Genomic DNA, 18389 nt, shown 5'->3' with positions numbered 1-18389 from the left:
GAACCCCCGGGAGCGACCGGACATCGCCCGCTCCAGCGGGCCACACCCCAGGAAGGACGATCATGCGCACCAAGCTCATGTTCATGACCGCGGGACTCGCCGCAGCGGCCCTCACCCTCGCCGGCTGCGCCGGTGACTCCGGAACCGGCGGCGGCTCGGACTCCGGCTCCGAGGGGAGCGGAGCGGCGTACGAGGTCGCCACCGACGTCACACTCGAGGGCAGCCCCACCTTCGACGCCATGACGGAGGACGGCCGGGTCACCATCGGCGTCAAGGAGGACCAGCCCGGTCTGGGCTACCTCGACGCCGCGACCGGCGAGCGCTCCGGCTTCGACATCGAGATCGCGAAGTGGGTCGCCGCGTCCCTCGGCTTCTCCGCCGACAAGATCGACTACCAGCCGATCCCCTCCGCCAACCGCGAGGCCTCGATCGTGAACGGCGACATCGACTACTACGTCGGCACCTACTCGATCACCGACAAGCGCAAGGAGCAGGTCGGCTTCGCCGGACCGTACTTCGAGACCGGCCAGCAGCTGCTGGTCGCCGCGGACAACGACACGATCAAGGGTCCGGAGGACCTCTCGGCCGACACCACCGTGTGCTCCGCGACCGGCTCCACCCCGATCCAGAACATCCGCGCGAACTACCCCGAGGTCCCGCCCGTCGAGTTCGACACCTACTCGCAGTGCGTCGACGCCCTGGCCGATGGCCAGGTCGACGCGGTCACCACCGACGGCGCGATCCTGATCGGCTACGCGGCGCAGAAGCCCGACGAGCTCAAGGTCGTCGGCGAGCCCTTCAGCACCGAGCTCTACGGCATCGGCCTCGCGAAGGACGACACCGCGCTGCGCGGCTTCATCAACGAGATGCTGACCGACGGCGGTGACACCTGGAGCGCGATCTACGACGAGACCCTCGGCCAGTCCGGCACCACGGTCGAGCAGCCCGCGGTCGACGCGTACTAGGCCGACACCCCTGAGGAGTCCCGGGGCGGCGCGTCGCGCCTCGCCCCGGGACCTCCTCTGCCCCGCGCCGCACCGGCGACCGCTTCCACCTCCCCGATGAAAGGGCACGCAGCATGGATGTTCTCCTGAACAACCTCGACGTGTTCGTCCCCGCGTTCGGCAACACCCTGCTGCTGTTCGTCGTGTCGCTCGTCTTCGCTCTCCTCCTCGGCACCGTGGTCGGAGCGATGCGCGTCTCGCCCGTCCCGATCGCGCGAGCGGTCGGCACCGTCTACGTCAACACCGTCCGGAACACGCCGCTGACGCTGCTGATGTTCTTCTTCGCCTTCGGCTACCCCAAGCTCGACCTGCCGGACGTCGGCTACACGAACCTCGCCATCACTGCGCTGAGCATCTACACCGCGACCTACGTCGCCGAGGTGCTCCGCTCCGGCATCAACACCGTGCCGATCGGCCAGGCCGAGGCGGCCCGCGCGATCGGCCTCGACTTCGGGCTCACGATGACCCAGGTGGTGCTGCCGCAGGCGTTCCGCTCGGTCATCCCGCCGCTGATGAGCGTGCTGATCGCCCTCCTCAAGAACACGACCGTCGCCGCCGGCTTCTCGGTCGCCGAGGCCGGGACGATCGTCCGCGTGCTCAACGAGCGCGGCGAGAACAGCCTCATCGTCGTGCTCTGGGTGGCGCTCGCCTTCGTGATCCTCGTCACCGGGCTCTCCTTCCTCCAACGCCAGCTCGAGAAGAAGTGGAGGGTCGCCCGATGAGCTCCGTCCTCTTCGACAACCCCGGACCCCGCGCGGTCGCCCGCAACCGCGTCATCGGCGCCGTCGTCCTGCTCGTCCTCGTCGCGCTGCTGGCCTTCGTGCTCTGGCGCTTCGCCGAGTCCGGGCAGTTCTCCGCGGCCAAATGGCGTGCCTTCGGCTACCCGCTGGTCTGGCAGAGCATCGGCGCGGCTCTCGGGCAGACGCTCGCCGCCTTCGCCACCGCCGGCGTCGCGAGCATCGTGCTCGGCCTGCTGCTGGCGATCGGCCGCCTCTCCGACCGCCGCTGGATCAACATCCCGGTCACGCTCTTCATCGAGCTGTTCCGCGCGATCCCGGTCCTCATCCTGATGATGCTGATGTACTACGGGCTCCCGTTCGTCGGGCTCAAGCTCACGCCGTACCTCGCCGTGGTCATCGCACTGACGCTCTACAACGGCTCCGTCTTCTCCGAGATCTTCCGCGCCGGCATCGAGGCCCTCCCGCGCGGCCAGAAGGAGGCGGGCTACGCGATCGGCCTGCGCAAGGCGGGCGTCATGCGCCTCATCCTCTTCCCCCAGGCGATCCGCTCGATGCTGCCCGTGATCATCGCCCAGCTCGTCGTCGCCCTCAAGGACACGGCGCTCGGCTCGATCATCACCTACAACGAGCTGCTCTACTACGCCCGCTACCTCGGCAACCAGCCGAGCTTGGACAGCCCGATCATCCCCGCCGCCATCGTCGTCGGTGCGATCTACATCGGGATCTGCCTGATCCTCTCCGGCATCGCCAAGTGGGTCGAGATCCGCACCAAAACGGGCGGCCGCAAGGGCACCGGCCACCCGGCGGCCCGCGCCACCACGGACACCGCCCTGATCGCCGCCCAGGACTGAACTGCCGGTCGGAGCTTTCTGCGAAAGGTTGGGCGGCTGCTCATTCAGCAGCCGCCCAACCAATGTCTAACGACTATCGATTCCCGGGCTTATTGATTCCCACATACTTGAATGTCGACCCCTCAGCGCATGAAGCCTGTGAGATGTTGCCCACTGTCACGTACGGCCCGTAGTTGTAAGCGTTCCCGAAGAGGGTGTGGCAGACGGTCGTCACCCGATACGCACCGTCCCCTGAGTTGCACAGGGCATAGCCGGTACCGTCCGAGGCCCACGTCTGGCAGCCGGTCGGATCGGCGACCGCAGGGGTCGCGACCGCCGATGCGGCGAGCGCGACCCCCGAGGCAATGAGCATTGTGGCGCGCAACACTCGCAGGCGTGTGGGCACTTCGAAAGCAGGCATTGGTTCTTCCTTTCGTCGGGCGGTTGGGCGAAACGGCCGATCGGCAGCTCCGCGACCAGACTCTCCGAATTCGGCGGAAAATGAAGCGCTGTCGTGTTTTTTCGGTGCGGCGCGTCGTTGCTTGCGCTAGGTGCTCGCGCTCGGGTGAATCTGCTTGAAGGAGACGCCCGTAGACATGCTGGTCGAGTAGCCCCGCAGGGGCGTATAGAGACCCTCCCACCCCGAGGGCGTCGGTCTCCTCTCTGCCGTGCGCTGGCGCCGAAGGCACCCCCTCCGCTCGATACGTCGGTTGCGCTTGCAAGTCGATCAGCGTGGCCCGGCCGGATCTCCGATCGGCCGCCGCGTCAGCCCGCCGCGGCGAGCGGGCCGCTCAGGGCATCCCTACACTGGGGGATCGTGTCTGACAGCAACCCGATCACCGACGAGGCCGTCTCGGCGGCGACCGCGGAGGCGCTCACCGCGATCCGCGCGGCCGCCGATTCCGCCGCTCTGAAGGCGGCCCGCACCGCCCACCTCGGCGAGGGCTCGGCCCTCGCCCGACTGAACGCGCTGATGCGCTCCGTGCCGCCGGAGTTCAAGGCGGCGTCCGGCAAGCTCGTGGGTGGCGCCCGCAAGCAGGTCGGCGATGCGTACGCCGAGCGCGAGGCGGAGCTGGTCGAGGCCGAGCAGGCCGCGGCACTCGATGCCGAGCGCGTCGACGTCACCGCCGGCGCGAGCTTCGTGCGCCAGGGCGCCCGCCACCCGCTCTCGCTCCTCCAGGAGTCGATCGCCGACGTCTTCGTCGGCATGGGCTGGGAGATCGCGGAGGGGCCGGAGCTCGAGAACGAGTGGTTCAACTTCGACGCGCTGAACTTCGACGAGGACCACCCGGCCCGCGCGATGCAGGACACCTTCTTCGTCGACCCGGTCGAGTCGCACCTCGTGCTGCGCACCCATACCTCGCCGGTGCAGATCCGGTCGATGCTCGAGCGCACCCCGCCGATCTACGTGATCGCGCCCGGCCGCGTCTACCGCACCGACGAGCTCGACGCCACGCACACCCCCGTCTTCACGCAGTTCGAGGGCCTCGCCGTCGACCGCGGCCTGACGATGGCGCACCTGCGCGGCACCCTCGAGCACGTCGCGCGCCTCCTGTTCGGCGACGAGGCGAAGATCCGCCTGCGCCCCAACTACTTCCCCTTCACCGAGCCGAGCGCCGAGCTCGACATCTGGCACCCCACCTTCGTCGGCGGTGCCCGCTGGATCGAGTGGGGCGGCTGCGGGATGGTGAACCCGAACGTCCTGCGCTCGGTCGGCATCGACCCGGACGAGTACTCCGGCTTCGCCTTCGGGATGGGGATCGAGCGGACCCTGATGTTCCGCAACGACGTGAAGGACATGCGCGACATGGTCGAGGGCGACGTCCGCTTCAGCAAGCAGTACGGGATGGTGATCTGATGCGCATCCCGCTGAGCTGGCTGGGTGAGTACGTCGACCTCGAGCAGGGCGTCACGACCGAGGCCGTGCACGCGGCCCTGGTGTCGGTCGGCCTGGAGGAGGAGGACGTCCACCGCTTCGAGGTCTCCGGCCCCGTCGTGGTGGGCGAGGTCCTCGACCTCGTGCCCGAGCCGCAGAAGAACGGCAAGACCATCAACTGGTGCACCGTCCGCGTCGCGCCCGAGGGGGAGCGCGTGGCCGACGGCGGCGACGACGTCCGCGGCATCGTCTGCGGAGCGCACAACTTCGCCGCCGGTGACAAGGTCGTGGTCTCGCTGCCCGGCGCCGTGCTGCCCGGGCCGTTCCCGATCTCGGCGCGGAAGACCTATGGGCACGTGTCCGACGGGATGATCGCGTCCACCCGCGAGCTCGGCCTCGGCGACGACCACGAGGGCATCCTCCGGCTGGCGAGCCTCGGCATCGACCCCGAGGTCGGCACCGACGCGATCGCGCTCCTCGGGCTGGACGACGCCGCCGTCGAGGTCAACGTGACCCCGGACCGCGGCTACGCCTTCTCGATCCGCGGCATCGCCCGCGAGTACGCCCACGCGACGGGCGCCGACTTCCGCGACCCCGCGCTGGCGATCACCGCGCCCGAGCGGCTCGACTCCGCCCCCGTCTTCCCCGTCGCGGTCGAGGACGAGGCGCCGATCCGCGGCCGCGTCGGCTCGTCCGTCTTCGTGACCCGGGTGGTGCGCGGCATCGACCCGTCGCTGCCGACCCCGCCGTGGATGATCGCGCGACTGCGTCTGGCCGGTGTGCGCTCGATCTCGCTGGTCGTCGACATCACCAACTACGTCATGTTCGAGCTCGGCCAGCCGCTGCACGGCTACGACCTCGAGCGACTGGAGGGCGGCATCGTCGTCCGCCGTGCCCGCTCCGGCGAGACGCTCGAGACGCTCGACGGCCAGATCCGCCGCCTGCACCACGAGGACCTCCTGATCACCGACGACGGCGGGCCGATCGGGCTCGCCGGCGTGATGGGCGGCGCCCGGACGGAGATCACGGACACGACCGCCGACGTCCTGATCGAGGCCGCGAACTTCGACCCGGTCTCCATCGCCCGCACGGCCCGCCGGCACAAGCTGCCGAGCGAGGCGTCGCGCCGCTTCGAGCGCGGCGTCGACCCGCTGGTCGCACCGGTCGCCGCCGCGCGCGCGGTCCAGCTGCTGGTCGAGCTCGCGGGCGGCACCGCCGACGAGCTCGGGTCGGTGCTCGCCGATTCCGGCACGGCGACGGCGATCGATCTGCCCGACGGCTACATCTCCGGCCTGATCGGCCTCGAGTACACGCTCGAGGAGATCCGCGGCGCCCTGGTCGAGATCGGCGCGAGCGTCGAGGCCGGGGGAGCGGGCCTCCTCGTCACCCCGCCGAGCTGGCGGCCCGACCTGACCGACCGGTCGACCCTCGCGGAGGAGGTCGCCCGGATCACCGGGTACGACCGCATCCCGTCGATCCTCCCCGTCGCGCCTCCCGGTCGCGGCCTGACGCCCGGTCAGCGCCTGCGCCGGACGGTCGCGCAGTCGCTGGCGGCCGCCGGGCTCACCGAGGTGCTGTCCTACCCGTTCCTCTCCCGATCGATGAACGACCGCTTCGGCTCCGTCGACGGCGAGCCGGTCCAGCAGGTCTCGCTGGCGAACCCGCTGGACGCGACGGCGGGGCAGCTGCGGCTCTCCCTCCTGCCCGGACTCGTGCAGGTCGCGGCCCGCAACCGCTCGCGCGGTCTCGTCGACCTCGCCGTCTACGAGATGGGCTCGGTCTTCCTGCCGCAGAGCGACGGTCCGTTCGGCTCCGAGGGGCTGCCCCTCGCCGGCGCGCGTCCGTCCGCGGAGGTCGAGGCGGCGCTGAACGCGGGCATCCCGCGGCAGCCGCTGCACGTGGCCGCGCTGCTGACGGGCTCGGCGCTCGAGCGTCAGCCGGGAGTGGCCGCGCGTGACTTCGACTGGCGCGACGCGCTCGACGTCGTCCGCGACGTCGCTGCCGCCTCGGGCGTGCAGCTGGAGATCCGGCAGGGCTCGCACGCCGCCCTGCACCCGGGCCGCACGGCCGAGGTTCTGCTGGACGGCGCGGTGGTCGGCCACGCCGGCGAGCTGCTCCCGTCGCTCGCCGACGATCTCGACCTGCCGCACCGGGTGGCGGTGGTCGAGCTCGACCTCGATCCGCTGATCGCCCGCGCCGGGCGCCTCGTCGTCGCGCGTCCGGTCGGGGCGCTGCCCGCCGCGACGCAGGACCTCTCACTGGTCGTGTCCGTGGCCGTGCCGGCGGCCGACCTGCAGGAGGCCGTCGCCGAGGGCGCCGGTGAGCTGCTCGAGGCGATCCGCCTGGTCGACGACTACCGCGGTGCGGGCGTCCCCGAGGGCTCGAAGTCGCTGACCTTCGCGCTGCGCTTCCGTGCCGCCGATCGGACCCTCACGGCCGCCGAGGCCAGCGCGGCGAAGGAGAGCGGCACCGCGCTCGCCGCCGAGCGCTTCGGCGCGACCCCGCGCGAGTGAGCGGGCAGCCGCCGGTTCCGGCCGGCGGCCGCCCGCCGGGGCCGGGCGAGGGCGGGTCCCGCCAGCGACTAGGCTCTCGGGCATGACTTTTTCCGTGGCGGTGGCCGGAGCGAGCGGGTACGCGGGCGGGGAGCTGCTCCGTCTGCTCGCCGATCACCCCGAGTTCGAGGTGCGCACGGTCACGGCGCACTCGAACGCCGGCCAGCCCCTCGCCGCGGTGCAGCCGCACCTGCGCTCACTGCGCCACCTCGAACTCGTCGACACGACGACCGAGAACCTGGCGGGCCACGACGTCGTCTTCCTCGCCCTGCCGCACGGAAAGTCCGGCGAGATCACCGCGACGCTCCCCGACGACGTGCTCGTCGTCGACTGCGGCGCCGACCACCGACTGACCGACGAGCAGGACTGGGCCGACTACTACGGCGGCGAGTTCGCCGGCGCCTGGCCCTACGGCCTGCCCGAGCTGATGCTCCCCGGCACCGGCAGGCAGCGCGACGTGCTCGCCGGGGTCCGCCGCATCGCGGTGCCCGGCTGCAATGTGACCGCGATCACGCTCGGCCTCGCGCCGGGGCTGCACGCCGGCGTGATCGAGGCCGCCGACCTGGTCTCGGTCCTCGCCGTCGGCCCGTCCGGGGCGGGCAAGAGCCTGCGGACCGATCTGCTCGCGAGCGAGCTGCTCGGCTCGGCGCACGCCTACGGCATCGGCGGCGGGCACCGCCACAACCCGGAGATCCGGCAGAACCTCGCGCTCGCCGGTGCCGGTCCCGTCTCGATCTCGTTCACCCCGATCCTGGTGCCGATGTCGCGGGGCATCCTCGCGACCTCGACCGCTCGGCTCACGCCGGGCGTGTCCGCGCGGGAGGTGCGCGCCGCGTGGGAGTCGGCCTACGCCGACGAGCCCTTCGTCCAGCTGCTGCCGGAGGGGACCTTCCCGCGCACGGCCGACACCGTCGGCGCGAACACGGCGCTGATCGGGGTCGCCGTGGACGAGCGCGCCCGCCGCGTCGTGGTGGTCACCGCGCTCGACAACCTGGTCAAGGGCACCGCCGGCGCCGCGATCCAGTCGACCAACATCGCCCTCGGTCTCCCGGAGACCCTCGGCCTGAGCACGAACGGAGTCGCGCCGTGAGCATCACCGCCGCAGCAGGATTCGCCGCGGCCGGCGTCGTCGCCGGTCTCAAGTCGACCGGCGCCCGCGACCTCGCCCTCGTGCACAACCTCGGCCCGCTGCAGAACGCCGCGACGGTCTTCACCAGCAACCGCTGCAAGGCGAACCCGGTGCTCTGGAGCGAGCAGGTCATGCGCGACGGCGTCGTCTCGGCGATCGTCCTCAACTCCGGCGGCGCCAACTGCTACACCGGCGCCGCGGGCTTCCAGGTCACCCACGCGACGGCCGAGGCCGTCGGCGGGAGCCTGGGCGTTTCAGCCGGCGATGTGCTCGTCTGCTCCACCGGTCTCATCGGCGATCAGCTCGACCTCGGCAAGCTGACGGCCGGGGTGACCGAGGCGTCGGCGGCTCTTCCGGGCGCGACCGGTCCGGAGGCGGGCGAGGACGCGGCCCGCGCGATCATGACGACCGACACCGTGCCCAAGCAGGCGACCGTCCGCTCCGAGCAGGGCTGGACCGTCGGCGGCATGGCCAAGGGCGCGGGGATGCTCGCTCCCGGGCTGGCGACGATGCTCGTCGTGATCACCACCGACGCGGTCCTCGACTCCTCCGAGCTCGACACCGCGCTGCGGGCGGCGACCCGGGTCACCTTCGACCGCCTCGACTCGGACGGCTGCATGTCGACGAACGACACCGTGGCGCTGCTGGCGAGCGGCGCGAGCGGGGTGCGCCCCGAGGCGGCCGACTTCACCGCCGCGCTCACCGACGTCTGCCGCGATCTCACCCTCCAGCTCCAGGCCGACGCCGAGGGCGCCGCGCACGACGTCGCGATCCGGGTGCTGAACGCGGCGACCGAGGACGAGGCCGTCGTCGTCGCCCGCGCGGTCTCGCGGAGCAACCTCTTCAAGGCCGCGATCTTCGGCAACGATCCGAACTGGGGCCGGGTGCTGGCCGCGGTCGGCACCACCGACGCGCAGTTCGACCCCTACGGCATCGACGTGGCGATGAACGGCGTGCAGGTCTGCCGGGCCGGCGAGCCCGACGCGAGCCGCGACCTGGTCGACCTCGCCCCGCGCAAGGTCTCGGTCGACATCGATCTGCACGCCGGCGACGCCACGGCGACGATCTGGACCAACGACCTCACCCACGACTACGTCCACGAGAACTCGGCGTACTCCAGCTGATGGCCGCCGAGAACTCCAGGGGCGCGGAGAGCGCTGCGGGCGCAGAGACGTCCACCGAGGCCGAGGCGCTCGCGCTGCGCGACGCCGTGGCCGTCAAGGCCGGCACCCTGATCGAGTCGCTGCCCTGGCTGCAGCGGTTCCACGGCAGGACGATGGTGATCAAGTTCGGCGGCAACGCCATGGTGTCGGAGGAGCTCCAGCGCGCCTTCGCGCAGGACATCGTCTACCTGCACTACGCGGGCATCCGCCCCGTCGTCGTGCACGGCGGCGGTCCGCAGATCTCCGCGATGCTCGACCGACTCGGCATCGCCAGCGAGTTCCGCGGCGGCTACCGGGTGACCAGCCCCGAGGCGATGGACGTCGTGCGGATGGTGCTCACCGGCAGCATCAGCCGCGACATCGTCCGGCGCATCAACGAGTACGGGCCGCTGGCCGCCAGCATCTCCGGTGAGGACGCGGGCCTCTTCGTCGGTCGCCGCCGCGGCGTCGTCCTCGACGGGGTCGAGCACGACCTCGGCCTGGTCGGCGACGTGATCTCCGTGGATCCTGCGGCCGTCCTCGCCCAGCTCGACGCCGGCCGCATCCCGGTGGTCTCCTCGATCGCCCCCGATTCAGACGACCCGACGCAGTCGCTCAACGTGAACGCCGACGCCGCCGCGGCCGCGCTCGCCGTCGCCGTCGGCGCCGAGAAGCTCGTGATCCTCACCGACGTTCCGGGTCTCTACGCCGACTGGCCCGACCGCGGCTCGCTCGTCTCGCACATCGCGTCCGACGAGCTCGCGGCGCTGCTGCCCTCGCTCGAGTCGGGAATGATCCCCAAGATGACGGCCTGCCTCGACGCGGTCCGCGGCGGCGTGCCGAAGGCCGCGATCATCGACGGCCGCGTCCCGCACTCGATGCTGCTCGAGGTCTTCACCTCCGAGGGCGTCGGCACCGAGGTCGTCGCCTCGGCCGACCCCCGCGACCGGGAGCGAACGTCGGGCCGCTGACCACCAGCGGCCCCGGCTCCGAGCGCCGCCCCGACGGGGTGCGCGCACCGACGGCCCTCCCGGCCGGTCCGCTTCTGCTCGAAAGGCTCGACATGTCCACCGATACCGCTCCCGGCGTCCCCGCGCCCGAGGTCCCCGCCTCCGATCCCGCAGCCGTCATCACCCGCACCGCCGAGGCCCGCGACCGCTACGCCGCCGCGATGATGCAGACCTTCGCCGCTCCGCTCGCCGTCCTCGAGCGCGGCGAGGGCTGCCGGGTCTGGGACGTCGACGGCCGCGAGTACCTCGACTTCCTCGGCGGGATCGCGGTGAACTCGCTCGGCCATGCGCACCCGGTCTTCGTCGAGGCCGTGAGCCGCCAGGCCGGCGCGCTCGCGCACGTGTCCAACTACTTCGCCACCGCCCCGCAGATCCGGCTGGCCGAGAAGCTCCGCGAGCTCACCGGCGCGGGCGAGGCGGGCCGCGTCTACTTCGCGAACTCCGGCACCGAGGCGAACGAGGCCGCCTTCAAGCTCGCCCGCCTGCACGCGGCCGGCGGCCGGCACCGGATCCTGGCGCTGCAGAACGCCTTCCACGGTCGCACGATGGGCGCCCTGGCGATGACCGGCAAGGCCGCGATGCGCGCGCCGTTCGAGCCGATGCCCGGCGGAGTCGAGCACATCGAGGCGACGGTCGAGGCCCTCGAGGCCGCGATCGACGAGTCGGTCGCCGCGCTGATCGTCGAGCCGATCCAGGGTGAGGCGGGCGTCATCCCGCTGCCGGACGGCTTCCTCGAGCGGGCGCGCGAGCTGACTCGGGAGCGCGGCGCCCTGCTGATCGTCGACGAGATCCAGACCGGCATCGGCCGCACCGGCAGCTGGTTCGCCTACCAGCGGGCCGGCATCCTGCCCGACGCGATCACCCTCGCCAAGGGACTCGGCGGCGGCTTCCCCGTCGGCGCCCTGGTCACCTTCGGCGCGGCCTCCGAGCTGCTGCAGAAGGGCCACCACGGCAGCACCTTCGGCGGCAACCCGCTCGCGACCGCGGTCGCCGGCGCGGTGATCGGCGAGATCGAGCGCGCCGACCTGCTCCGGAACGCCCGGGAGCGCGGGGCGCAGCTGACCGCGGGCGTGCTCGGCCTCGGCTCACCGCTGATCGCCGGCGTGCGGGGCGCCGGTCTCCTGCTCGGCATCGCGCTCAGCGAGCCCGTCGCCGCCCGGCTCGCCGCCGCCGCGATGGCGGAGGGACTCATCGTCAACGCGCCGAACGAGTCCAGCATCCGGATCGCCCCGCCCCTCATCATCACCGCCGCCGACGTCGACGAGTTCGTCGCCCGCTTCGGCCGCGCGGTGCAGGCGCTCGACGCCTGAACGACCCGACCTCCTTCCCCGATCGAAAGCGAACCGCAGCTGTGACCCGCCACTTCCTCCGCGACGACGACATCACTCCCGCCGAGCAGGCCGAGATCCTCGATCTCGCCCTCGAGCTCAAGCGCGACCGCTTCTCGCGGACGCCGCTCGCCGGCCCGCAGACCGTCGCGGTCATCTTCGACAAGTCCTCCACCCGCACCCGGGTGTCCTTCGCGGTCGGCATCGCCGATCTCGGCGGCAGCCCGCTGATCATCTCGACAGCGAGCAGCCAGCTCGGCGGCAAGGAGACCGCCTCCGACACCGCGCGCGTGCTCGAGCGCCAGGTCGCGGCCATCGTCTGGCGCACCTACGCGCAGTCCGGGCTGGAGGAGATGGCGGCGGGCACCCGTGTCCCCGTCGTCAACGCGCTCTCGGACGAGTTCCACCCGTGCCAGCTGCTCGCGGACCTGCTGACGATCCGCGAGCACCGCGGTCGCCTCGCCGGCCTCACGCTGACCTTCTTCGGCGACGGCGCGAGCAACATGGCGCACTCCTACCTGCTGGCCGGCGCGACGGCTGGGATGCACGTCCGGATCGTCTCGCCCGCGGACTACGCTCCCGCTCCGGCCGTGCTCGCGGACGCCCAGCGCATCGCGGCCACCACCGGCGGCTCGGCCACCACCACGACCGACCCGGCCGCGGGCGCCGCCGGCTCGGACATCGTGATCACCGACACCTGGGTGTCGATGGGCAAGGAGGAGGAGAAGGCCGCGCGGGTCGCCACCTTCCGCGACTACCGGGTCGACTCGGACACGATGGCGGCCGCCGCGTCCGACGCGCTCTTCCTGCACTGCCTGCCGGCCGACCGCGGCTACGAGGTGACCGCCGACGTGATCGATGGCCCGCAGAGCGTGATCTGGGACGAGGCGGAGAACCGCCTGCACGCTCAGAAGGCCCTGCTGGTCTGGCTCCTCGAGCGCGCCGGCACGCCCGACGCCGCTCAGTAGACTCGACAGCCGACCCCGAGGAGAACCATGACGGAACGACCCTCCGCCCGCGCGGGCGAGGCCGGCGCGCTCTGGGGAGGCCGGTTCGCCGGCGGCCCGTCGCCCGAGCTGGCCGCGCTCTCGAAGTCGACGCACTTCGACTGGCAGCTCGCCGAGTACGACATCGCCGGCTCCCGCGCGCACGCCCGGGCCCTCGCGACCGCCGGCTACCTCGACGACGCCGAGCTGACCGGGATGCTCGACGCGCTCGAGCGCCTGCGCTCGGCGGTGGTCGAGGGCCGCTTCACCGCGGACGACGCCGACGAGGACGTGCACGGCGCACTCGAGCGCGGCCTGATGCTCGAGGCGGGCCCGGAGCTCGGCGGCAAGCTGCGCGCTGGGCGCTCGCGCAACGACCAGATCGCGACGTTCGTGCGGATGTACCTCCGCGACCACGCCGCCGTCATCGCCGAGCTGGTGGTGCAGCTGATCGACGCGATCGCCGCGCAGGCCTCCGCCCACCCGGCGGCGATCATGCCCGGCCGCACCCACCTGCAGCACGCGCAGCCGGTGCTGCTCGCGCACCACCTGCTCGCGCACGCCTGGGCGCTGCTGCGCGACCTCGAGCGGCTGCGCGACTGGGCGGTCCGCGCCGACGTGTCGCCGTACGGCTCGGGCGCCCTCGCAGGCTCGACCCTCGGTCTCGACGCCGAGGCGGTCGCCCGCGAGCTCGGCTTCGCCGCGAGCGTGCCCAACTCGATCGACGGCACCGCGAGCCGCGATCTCGTCGCCGAGTTCGCCTTCGTCAGCGCGATGATCGGCATCGACGTCTCGCGGATCGCGGAGGAGATCATCCTCTGGAACACGCGCGAGTTCGCCTTCGTCACCCTCGACGACGGCTACTCGACCGGGTCCTCGATCATGCCGCAGAAGAAGAACCCCGACATCGCCGAGCTCGCGCGCGGCAAGTCGGGTCGGCTGCTCGGCAACCTGACCGGCCTGCTCGCGACGCTCAAGGCGCTCCCGCTCGCGTACAACCGCGACCTGCAGGAGGACAAGGAGCCGGTCTTCGACTCGGTGACCACGCTCGAGGTGCTCCTCCCCGCGTTCAGCGGGATGATCGCCACGCTGACCTTCCACACCGACCGGATGGCCGAGCTCGCCCCGCAGGGCTTCTCGCTCGCGACCGACGTCGCCGAGTGGTTGGTCAAGAAGCACGTCCCGTTCCGCGACGCGCACGAGATCACCGGCGAGCTGGTCAAGCTCGCCGAGACCAGGGGCCTCGGTCTCGAGGACCTCGACGACGAGGCGCTGCGCTCGGTGTCGCCCCTGCTGACGCCCGACGTCCGCTTCGTGCTCAGCATCGAGGGCTCGGTCGCCAGCCGCGACGGCGTCGGCGGCACCGCACCCGACCGGGTGGCGGAGCAGCTCGCGCAGCTGACCGAGCGCGTGCGCGTCGTCCGGTCCGCCCTCCGCGGGGACGCGTCGTGACGCTCCAGGGCCCGCCCGGCGACGACGGCCGTCCGCCGCTGCCGCCGTGGCAGCAGCGGACCCTCGTCGTCGTCGCGGGCGTCGTGATCATCGCGGTGATCATCGTCACCGTGGTCTCGGGCCAGAGCTTCTTCTAGGGATGCCGGAGCCGCTCGACCTGTCGCGCTCGGCCCTCGAGGTCGCTCCCGATCTGCTCGGAGCGGTGCTGCTGCACCGCACCGACGAGGGCGTCGTCGGCGTCCGGCTGACCGAGGTCGAGGCGTATCTCGGACTCGGCGAGGATCCCGGATCGCACGCGCACCGGCGCCGGTCGCCGAGGAACGCGCCGATGTTCGGGGAGCCGGGGACGGTCTACGCGTACTTCAGCTACGGCATGCACACCTGCGTCAACCTGGTCTGCTCGCCGGCCGGCACGGCGTCGGCGGTGCTGCTGCGCGCCGGCGAGGTGGTCGTGGGTGAGGAGCTGGCCCTGCAGCGCCGCGGTCCGGTGCGCTCCCGCGACCTCGCCCGCGGTCCGGCGCGTCTCGCCAAGGCGCTCGGGGTGACCCTCGCGGAGTCGGGGGACCCGATGACGACGGCGTTCGAGCTGCGGCCGCGCGGGGCCGATGTGCTGATCGAGTCGTCCGCGCGGACCGGGGTCTCCGGCGAGGGCGGTGACATCGCCTTCCCCTGGCGGTTCTCGATCCCCGGAGATCCATCGGTCTCGCCCTACCGGCGGGCGGTGGCCCGGCGTCGCCCGGACGCCGGCGGCGGTCAGCCCGCCAGGTAGAGCCGCGCGAGGATCCCGAGCGCTGCGGACCAGGCGAGGCTCGCCAGGGTGCCGATGATGAACCGCTCGCGCGCCTCGGGGGACGCCAGCTCGCTGAAGCGGCCGACGCCCTTGACGGCGACGATCACGGCGACGCCCTCCGGCAGACCGCTGAGCAGGGCGCCCGCTGTGGCGATCCGCTCGAGCACGCCGATGGTGGTTCCGCCTCGCAGCACCTCGATCGGCTGGCCGATCGCCGACGGAGCGACCCCGGGGGTCCCGGGACGCTGAGCGGCGGCGATCATGATGCCGCCGTGCGCGCCGCTGCGGGAGTCGGTGGTCGCGAGATCGAGGGTGAGCAGGACCACCGGCCCGCCGCCGAGGACCGCGAGTGCGAAGGCGAGCACCACGACGGCGAGAGCGAGCGCCGGGGGAGCGGAGGCGCCGGCCACGCCGGTCAGCAGGAAGGCGGCGGCCGCGGCGCCGATGCTGATCCAGCCGAGAGCGGGGCGTCGCAGGCGCACCGCGAGGACGGCGCCCGCGACTCCGGCGAGGAGCACCAGGAGCACGCCGGTCCAGGAGGCGGACTGCGCGGCGACGGCGAAGGTCTCGGGCAGTGCGGTGCGGAGTGCCGTCATCGGGGTGTCCTCTCGGAAGTGGAAGCGGAAGTGGAAGCGGCGTCGGTCTCGACCGATCCGCGCTGCGACGGATCGGCGCTCGCCGCAGCGTCGGGGTCGAGCGTACGGTCGACCACCGTCAGCAGCCGGGCGAGGGCGTCCCGTGCCGGTCGGTCGGCGCGCGCGCTCGCCGCGCGCACCCGGAGGCTGACCGCCTGGGGGGAGACCGAGAGCTGCTCGGCCGCCTCCTTCTGCGACAGTCCCGCGTCGAGCAGGTCGACGATCTCCCAGCCGGCCGGGGTCCGCGAATCGCGGAGGTGGAGCAGGGGATCGAACAGGGCCTGGGCGTCGCGGACCGAGGGGAAGGCGTCTTCCGGCGAGTCGGTGCTCGGCTGGTCTGCTGCGGGGGAGCCGGGGTCGAGGGAGAAGCGGGTCGCCCGTCCCTTCGCCGCCTCGACCGCGCGCCGCGCCGCGAAGTACGCCGCTCCGCGGGCGGCGCGGGTGGTCCGGGGCAGCGGCCGCTCGATCGCGCCGATGCCGAGGCCGATGCTCCAGTGCCCGGAGCGGTGGAGTGCGAGGACCACGGAGACGACGGCCTCGGCGCGGTCGAGCACGAACTGGAACTCGTCGCCCGCGGTGCGCTCGGGAGGGAGCACGAAGGACGACTCCTCCGATTCGAGCAGAGCGGCGATCGCCTGCTCGACCCGGTCGTCGTCGTGACGACTGTCGCGCTGATCGGCGGTGATGACGAACACGATGACCTCCTCGATCAAGTATCAGGGCTTGATGCCGTGAGATCAAGCTCTCGGACTTGATCGTGCGCCGGGCGAGCCGCCGGCCTCGCGCTACCCTGGACGGGTGACCGATCAGGACTCCCGCGGATCCGCGACCATGCCGTCGCTCGATTCTTCGTTCGAGAACGTCTGGGACGAGCTCGTCTGGCGTGGCGCGATCCACGTGTCGACCGACGCGGCAGCGCTGCGCGAGCTCCTCGCCGGAGACCCGATCACCTACTACTGCGGCTTCGACCCGACCGCGCCGAGCCTGCACCTGGGCAACCTGGTGCAGCTCATCGTGCTCCGCCGGCTTCAGCTCGCCGGGCACCGCCCCCTCGGTCTCGTGGGCGGATCGACGGGCCTCATCGGAGATCCGCGGCCGACGGCGGAGCGGACGCTCAACTCCCGCGAGACGGTGGTCGAGTGGGTGTCCCGCCTGCAGGCGCAGGTGTCGCGGTTCCTCTCGACCGAGGGGGAGAACCCGCTGCGGCTGGTGAACAACCTGGACTGGACGGCGCCGCTGTCCGCGATCGACTTCCTCCGGGAGATCGGCAAGCACTTCCGCGTGGGCACGATGCTCAAGAAGGACGCGGTCAGCGCGCGCCTGAACTCCGACGCGGGGATCAGCTACACCGAGTTCAGCTACCAGATCCTGCAGGGGCTGGACTACCTCGAGCTCTACCGTCAGTACGGCTGCGTCCTGCAGACGGGTGGCAGCGACCAGTGGGGCAACCTCACCAGCGGGACCGATCTGATCCACCGGACGGAGGGGGTCTCGGTGCACGCCATCGGGACGCCGCTGGTGATGAACTCCGACGGGACGAAGTTCGGCAAGAGCGAGGGCAACGCCGTCTGGCTCGACCCGTCGCTCACCAGCCCGTACGCGTTCTACCAGTTCTGGCTCAACACCGACGACCGCGACGTGGCGGCCCGGCTGAAGACCTTCACCTACCTGCCGCGCATCGAGATCGAGCGGCTCGAGCAGGCGAGTGCGGAAGCACCGTTCAAGCGGGAGGCACAGCGCGCACTCGCGAGCGAGGTCACCACTCTCGTGCACGGGGAGGCGGTGACGGCCTCGGTGATCGCGGCCTCCTCGGCGCTCTTCGGTCGCGGGTCGCTCGAGGGCATCGACGCGGAGATCCTGCGGGGAGCACTCCAGGCGGTGACGACGGTCGAGGCGACCGCGTCGACTCCGGTGGTGCAGGCGTTCGTGGAGGCCGGGCTCGTCGCGAGCCTCGGCGAGGCCCGCCGAGCGATCGGCCAGGGCGGACTCTCGGTGAACAACACCGCGGTGTCGGACGACGCCGCCGTGTTCGGCGACCTCCCGCTGATCGACGGGATCGCCGTGCTGCGCCGCGGCAAGAAGAGCTTCGCCGGCGCCTTCGTCTCCTGACGCGGACGCGGTCCGCCCCGCGAGGAGCCCGGATCGCGACACGCCCGGGCGACGAGCGATTTGCAGGGCCGCGAAACCTCGACGTAGTGTAACTCCTCGTCAGCCCAAAGGAGCGGACAGCGAGAGTCGGATGCAGAGCATCGTGACCCGCCGGCCCCCCTCAAGCGATGACCATCCCCTCGCTCTCAAGCCTGTTAGAGATTCGTCTCTTGATGGCGGCGGATCGCGAGCGTAAGATGCAAAGCCTCCGCGGGACCCCGGTCCTCGGCTTCGGTGCACGGCCTCGGCTTGGCACGATGACGGCGAGACGATCTCCGGATCCGACGCCGAGCATCACGAAGACGCCGACTTGACACGGCCTGCGGATGTGCTAAGTTAGTCGAGTTGCCACGGAGGCGATCGGGACTTCGGTTCTGATAAGTCTACCCGGTCTCGGCGACACGAACAAATCGAACGGCCCGCCTGAATCAGGCCGGCTCTCGGTAGAACATCTTCGATCACTTCCGTTGTGAAGCACCACTTCAGGTGTGGAGGCGGGATGTGTCCGATTCTTGAGAACTCAACAGCGTGCACTATGTTCAATGCCAAATTTATAACCCCGTCCGGGTCTTGTGATCCGGTTGGGTTCCTTTGGAAATTGATGTCAGTAATGATGTCTTATTTGCTAGAGGTCAAACTTGAGTGCCTTCCTTTCGGGGTCGGTGTTCGTAATTTTTTACGGAGAGTTTGATCCTGGCTCAGGACGAACGCTGGCGGCGTGCTTAACACATGCAAGTCGAACGATGAAGCCCAGCTTGCTGGGTGGA

The 18389-nt window shown here is 71.5% G+C and carries 16 protein-coding genes and 1 rRNA gene; 15 read left to right on the top strand and 2 right to left on the bottom strand.

The features are described 5' to 3' along the window. The first annotated feature begins 62 nt into the window (after window positions 1–62). The 13 genes from EDF35_RS20215 (at window position 63) to EDF35_RS20160 (ending at window position 14818) form a co-directional block, all read left to right on the top strand. Complete coding sequence (locus tag EDF35_RS20215; protein WP_133963636.1) at window positions 63–965, top strand: glutamate ABC transporter substrate-binding protein; 903 nt, start codon at window positions 63–65, stop codon at window positions 963–965. A 113-nt stretch (window positions 966–1078) separates the two neighbouring features. Then, window positions 1079–1726, top strand: a complete 648-nt coding sequence (locus EDF35_RS20210) for an amino acid ABC transporter permease (RefSeq protein ID WP_133963635.1) — start codon at window positions 1079–1081, stop codon at window positions 1724–1726. Then, the gene (locus EDF35_RS20205; protein WP_123737298.1) at window positions 1723–2595 is read left to right on the top strand and encodes an amino acid ABC transporter permease; all 873 of its coding nucleotides are present in this window, start codon (window positions 1723–1725) and stop codon (window positions 2593–2595) included. The genes EDF35_RS20210 and EDF35_RS20205 overlap by 4 nt, the downstream gene beginning before the upstream one ends. Before the next feature lie 796 nt (window positions 2596–3391). After that, the gene (gene pheS, locus EDF35_RS20200; RefSeq protein ID WP_123444514.1) at window positions 3392–4432 is read left to right on the top strand and encodes a phenylalanine--tRNA ligase subunit alpha; all 1041 of its coding nucleotides are present in this window, start codon (window positions 3392–3394) and stop codon (window positions 4430–4432) included. Then, window positions 4432–6963, top strand: a complete 2532-nt coding sequence (gene pheT, locus EDF35_RS20195; RefSeq protein ID WP_133963634.1) for a phenylalanine--tRNA ligase subunit beta — start codon at window positions 4432–4434, stop codon at window positions 6961–6963. The genes pheS and pheT overlap by 1 nt, the downstream gene beginning before the upstream one ends. Before the next feature lie 82 nt (window positions 6964–7045). Beyond that, on the top strand, window positions 7046–8092 hold the full coding sequence (argC, locus tag EDF35_RS20190) for an N-acetyl-gamma-glutamyl-phosphate reductase (protein ID WP_133963633.1): 1047 nt from the start codon (window positions 7046–7048) through the stop codon (window positions 8090–8092). Beyond that, entirely contained in the window at window positions 8089–9255 is a 1167-nt protein-coding gene (gene argJ, locus EDF35_RS20185) for a bifunctional glutamate N-acetyltransferase/amino-acid acetyltransferase ArgJ (RefSeq protein WP_123737170.1), read from the top strand. Before argC ends, argJ begins: the two co-directional genes overlap by 4 nt. Next, window positions 9255–10244 (top strand): acetylglutamate kinase, encoded by a 990-nt coding sequence (gene argB, locus EDF35_RS20180; RefSeq protein ID WP_133963632.1) that lies wholly within the window; start codon window positions 9255–9257, stop codon window positions 10242–10244. Before argJ ends, argB begins: the two co-directional genes overlap by 1 nt. A gap of 92 nt (window positions 10245–10336) precedes the next feature. Next, complete coding sequence (locus EDF35_RS20175) at window positions 10337–11593, top strand: acetylornithine transaminase (RefSeq protein ID WP_133963631.1); 1257 nt, start codon at window positions 10337–10339, stop codon at window positions 11591–11593. A gap of 41 nt (window positions 11594–11634) precedes the next feature. Next, window positions 11635–12579, top strand: coding sequence for an ornithine carbamoyltransferase (gene argF, locus EDF35_RS20170; RefSeq protein ID WP_127887041.1), 945 nt, complete (start codon window positions 11635–11637; stop codon window positions 12577–12579). Window positions 12580–12606: 27 nt separating this feature from the next. Next, complete coding sequence (gene argH / locus EDF35_RS20165; protein WP_133963630.1) at window positions 12607–14049, top strand: argininosuccinate lyase; 1443 nt, start codon at window positions 12607–12609, stop codon at window positions 14047–14049. Next, window positions 14046–14186 (top strand): hypothetical protein, encoded by a 141-nt coding sequence (locus EDF35_RS20980; RefSeq protein WP_159422422.1) that lies wholly within the window; start codon window positions 14046–14048, stop codon window positions 14184–14186. The genes argH and EDF35_RS20980 overlap by 4 nt, the downstream gene beginning before the upstream one ends. Before the next feature lie 2 nt (window positions 14187–14188). Continuing rightward, complete coding sequence (locus EDF35_RS20160; protein ID WP_133963629.1) at window positions 14189–14818, top strand: DNA-3-methyladenine glycosylase; 630 nt, start codon at window positions 14189–14191, stop codon at window positions 14816–14818. Here the strand turns inward: EDF35_RS20160 and EDF35_RS20155 are convergent. Both EDF35_RS20155 and EDF35_RS20150 read right to left on the bottom strand, forming a co-directional pair. Beyond that, window positions 14803–15435, bottom strand: a complete 633-nt coding sequence (locus EDF35_RS20155; protein WP_133963628.1) for a hypothetical protein — start codon at window positions 15433–15435, stop codon at window positions 14803–14805. The two genes, EDF35_RS20160 and EDF35_RS20155, sit on opposite strands and share 16 nt — an antisense overlap. After that, a complete protein-coding gene (locus EDF35_RS20150; RefSeq protein WP_208323113.1) occupies window positions 15432–16169 on the bottom strand; it encodes a DNA-binding protein in 738 nt (245 codons plus the stop codon). Before EDF35_RS20150 ends, EDF35_RS20155 begins: the two co-directional genes overlap by 4 nt. A gap of 136 nt (window positions 16170–16305) precedes the next feature. On the opposite strand from EDF35_RS20150, the gene tyrS reads away from it, so the two are divergent. Both tyrS and EDF35_RS20140 read left to right on the top strand, forming a co-directional pair. Next, on the top strand, window positions 16306–17583 hold the full coding sequence (gene tyrS, locus EDF35_RS20145; RefSeq protein WP_133963668.1) for a tyrosine--tRNA ligase: 1278 nt from the start codon (window positions 16306–16308) through the stop codon (window positions 17581–17583). 714 nt (window positions 17584–18297) lie between these two features. Continuing rightward, window positions 18298–18389 (top strand): 16S ribosomal RNA (locus EDF35_RS20140); the annotation flags it as partial.

This window comes from Rathayibacter sp. PhB151 (assembly GCF_004366415.1).
Lineage (GTDB): Bacteria > Actinomycetota > Actinomycetes > Actinomycetales > Microbacteriaceae > Rathayibacter > Rathayibacter festucae.
The sequence above is the reverse complement of the archived record's forward strand: the minus strand, read 5'-3'. Positions and strand labels throughout refer to the sequence as shown.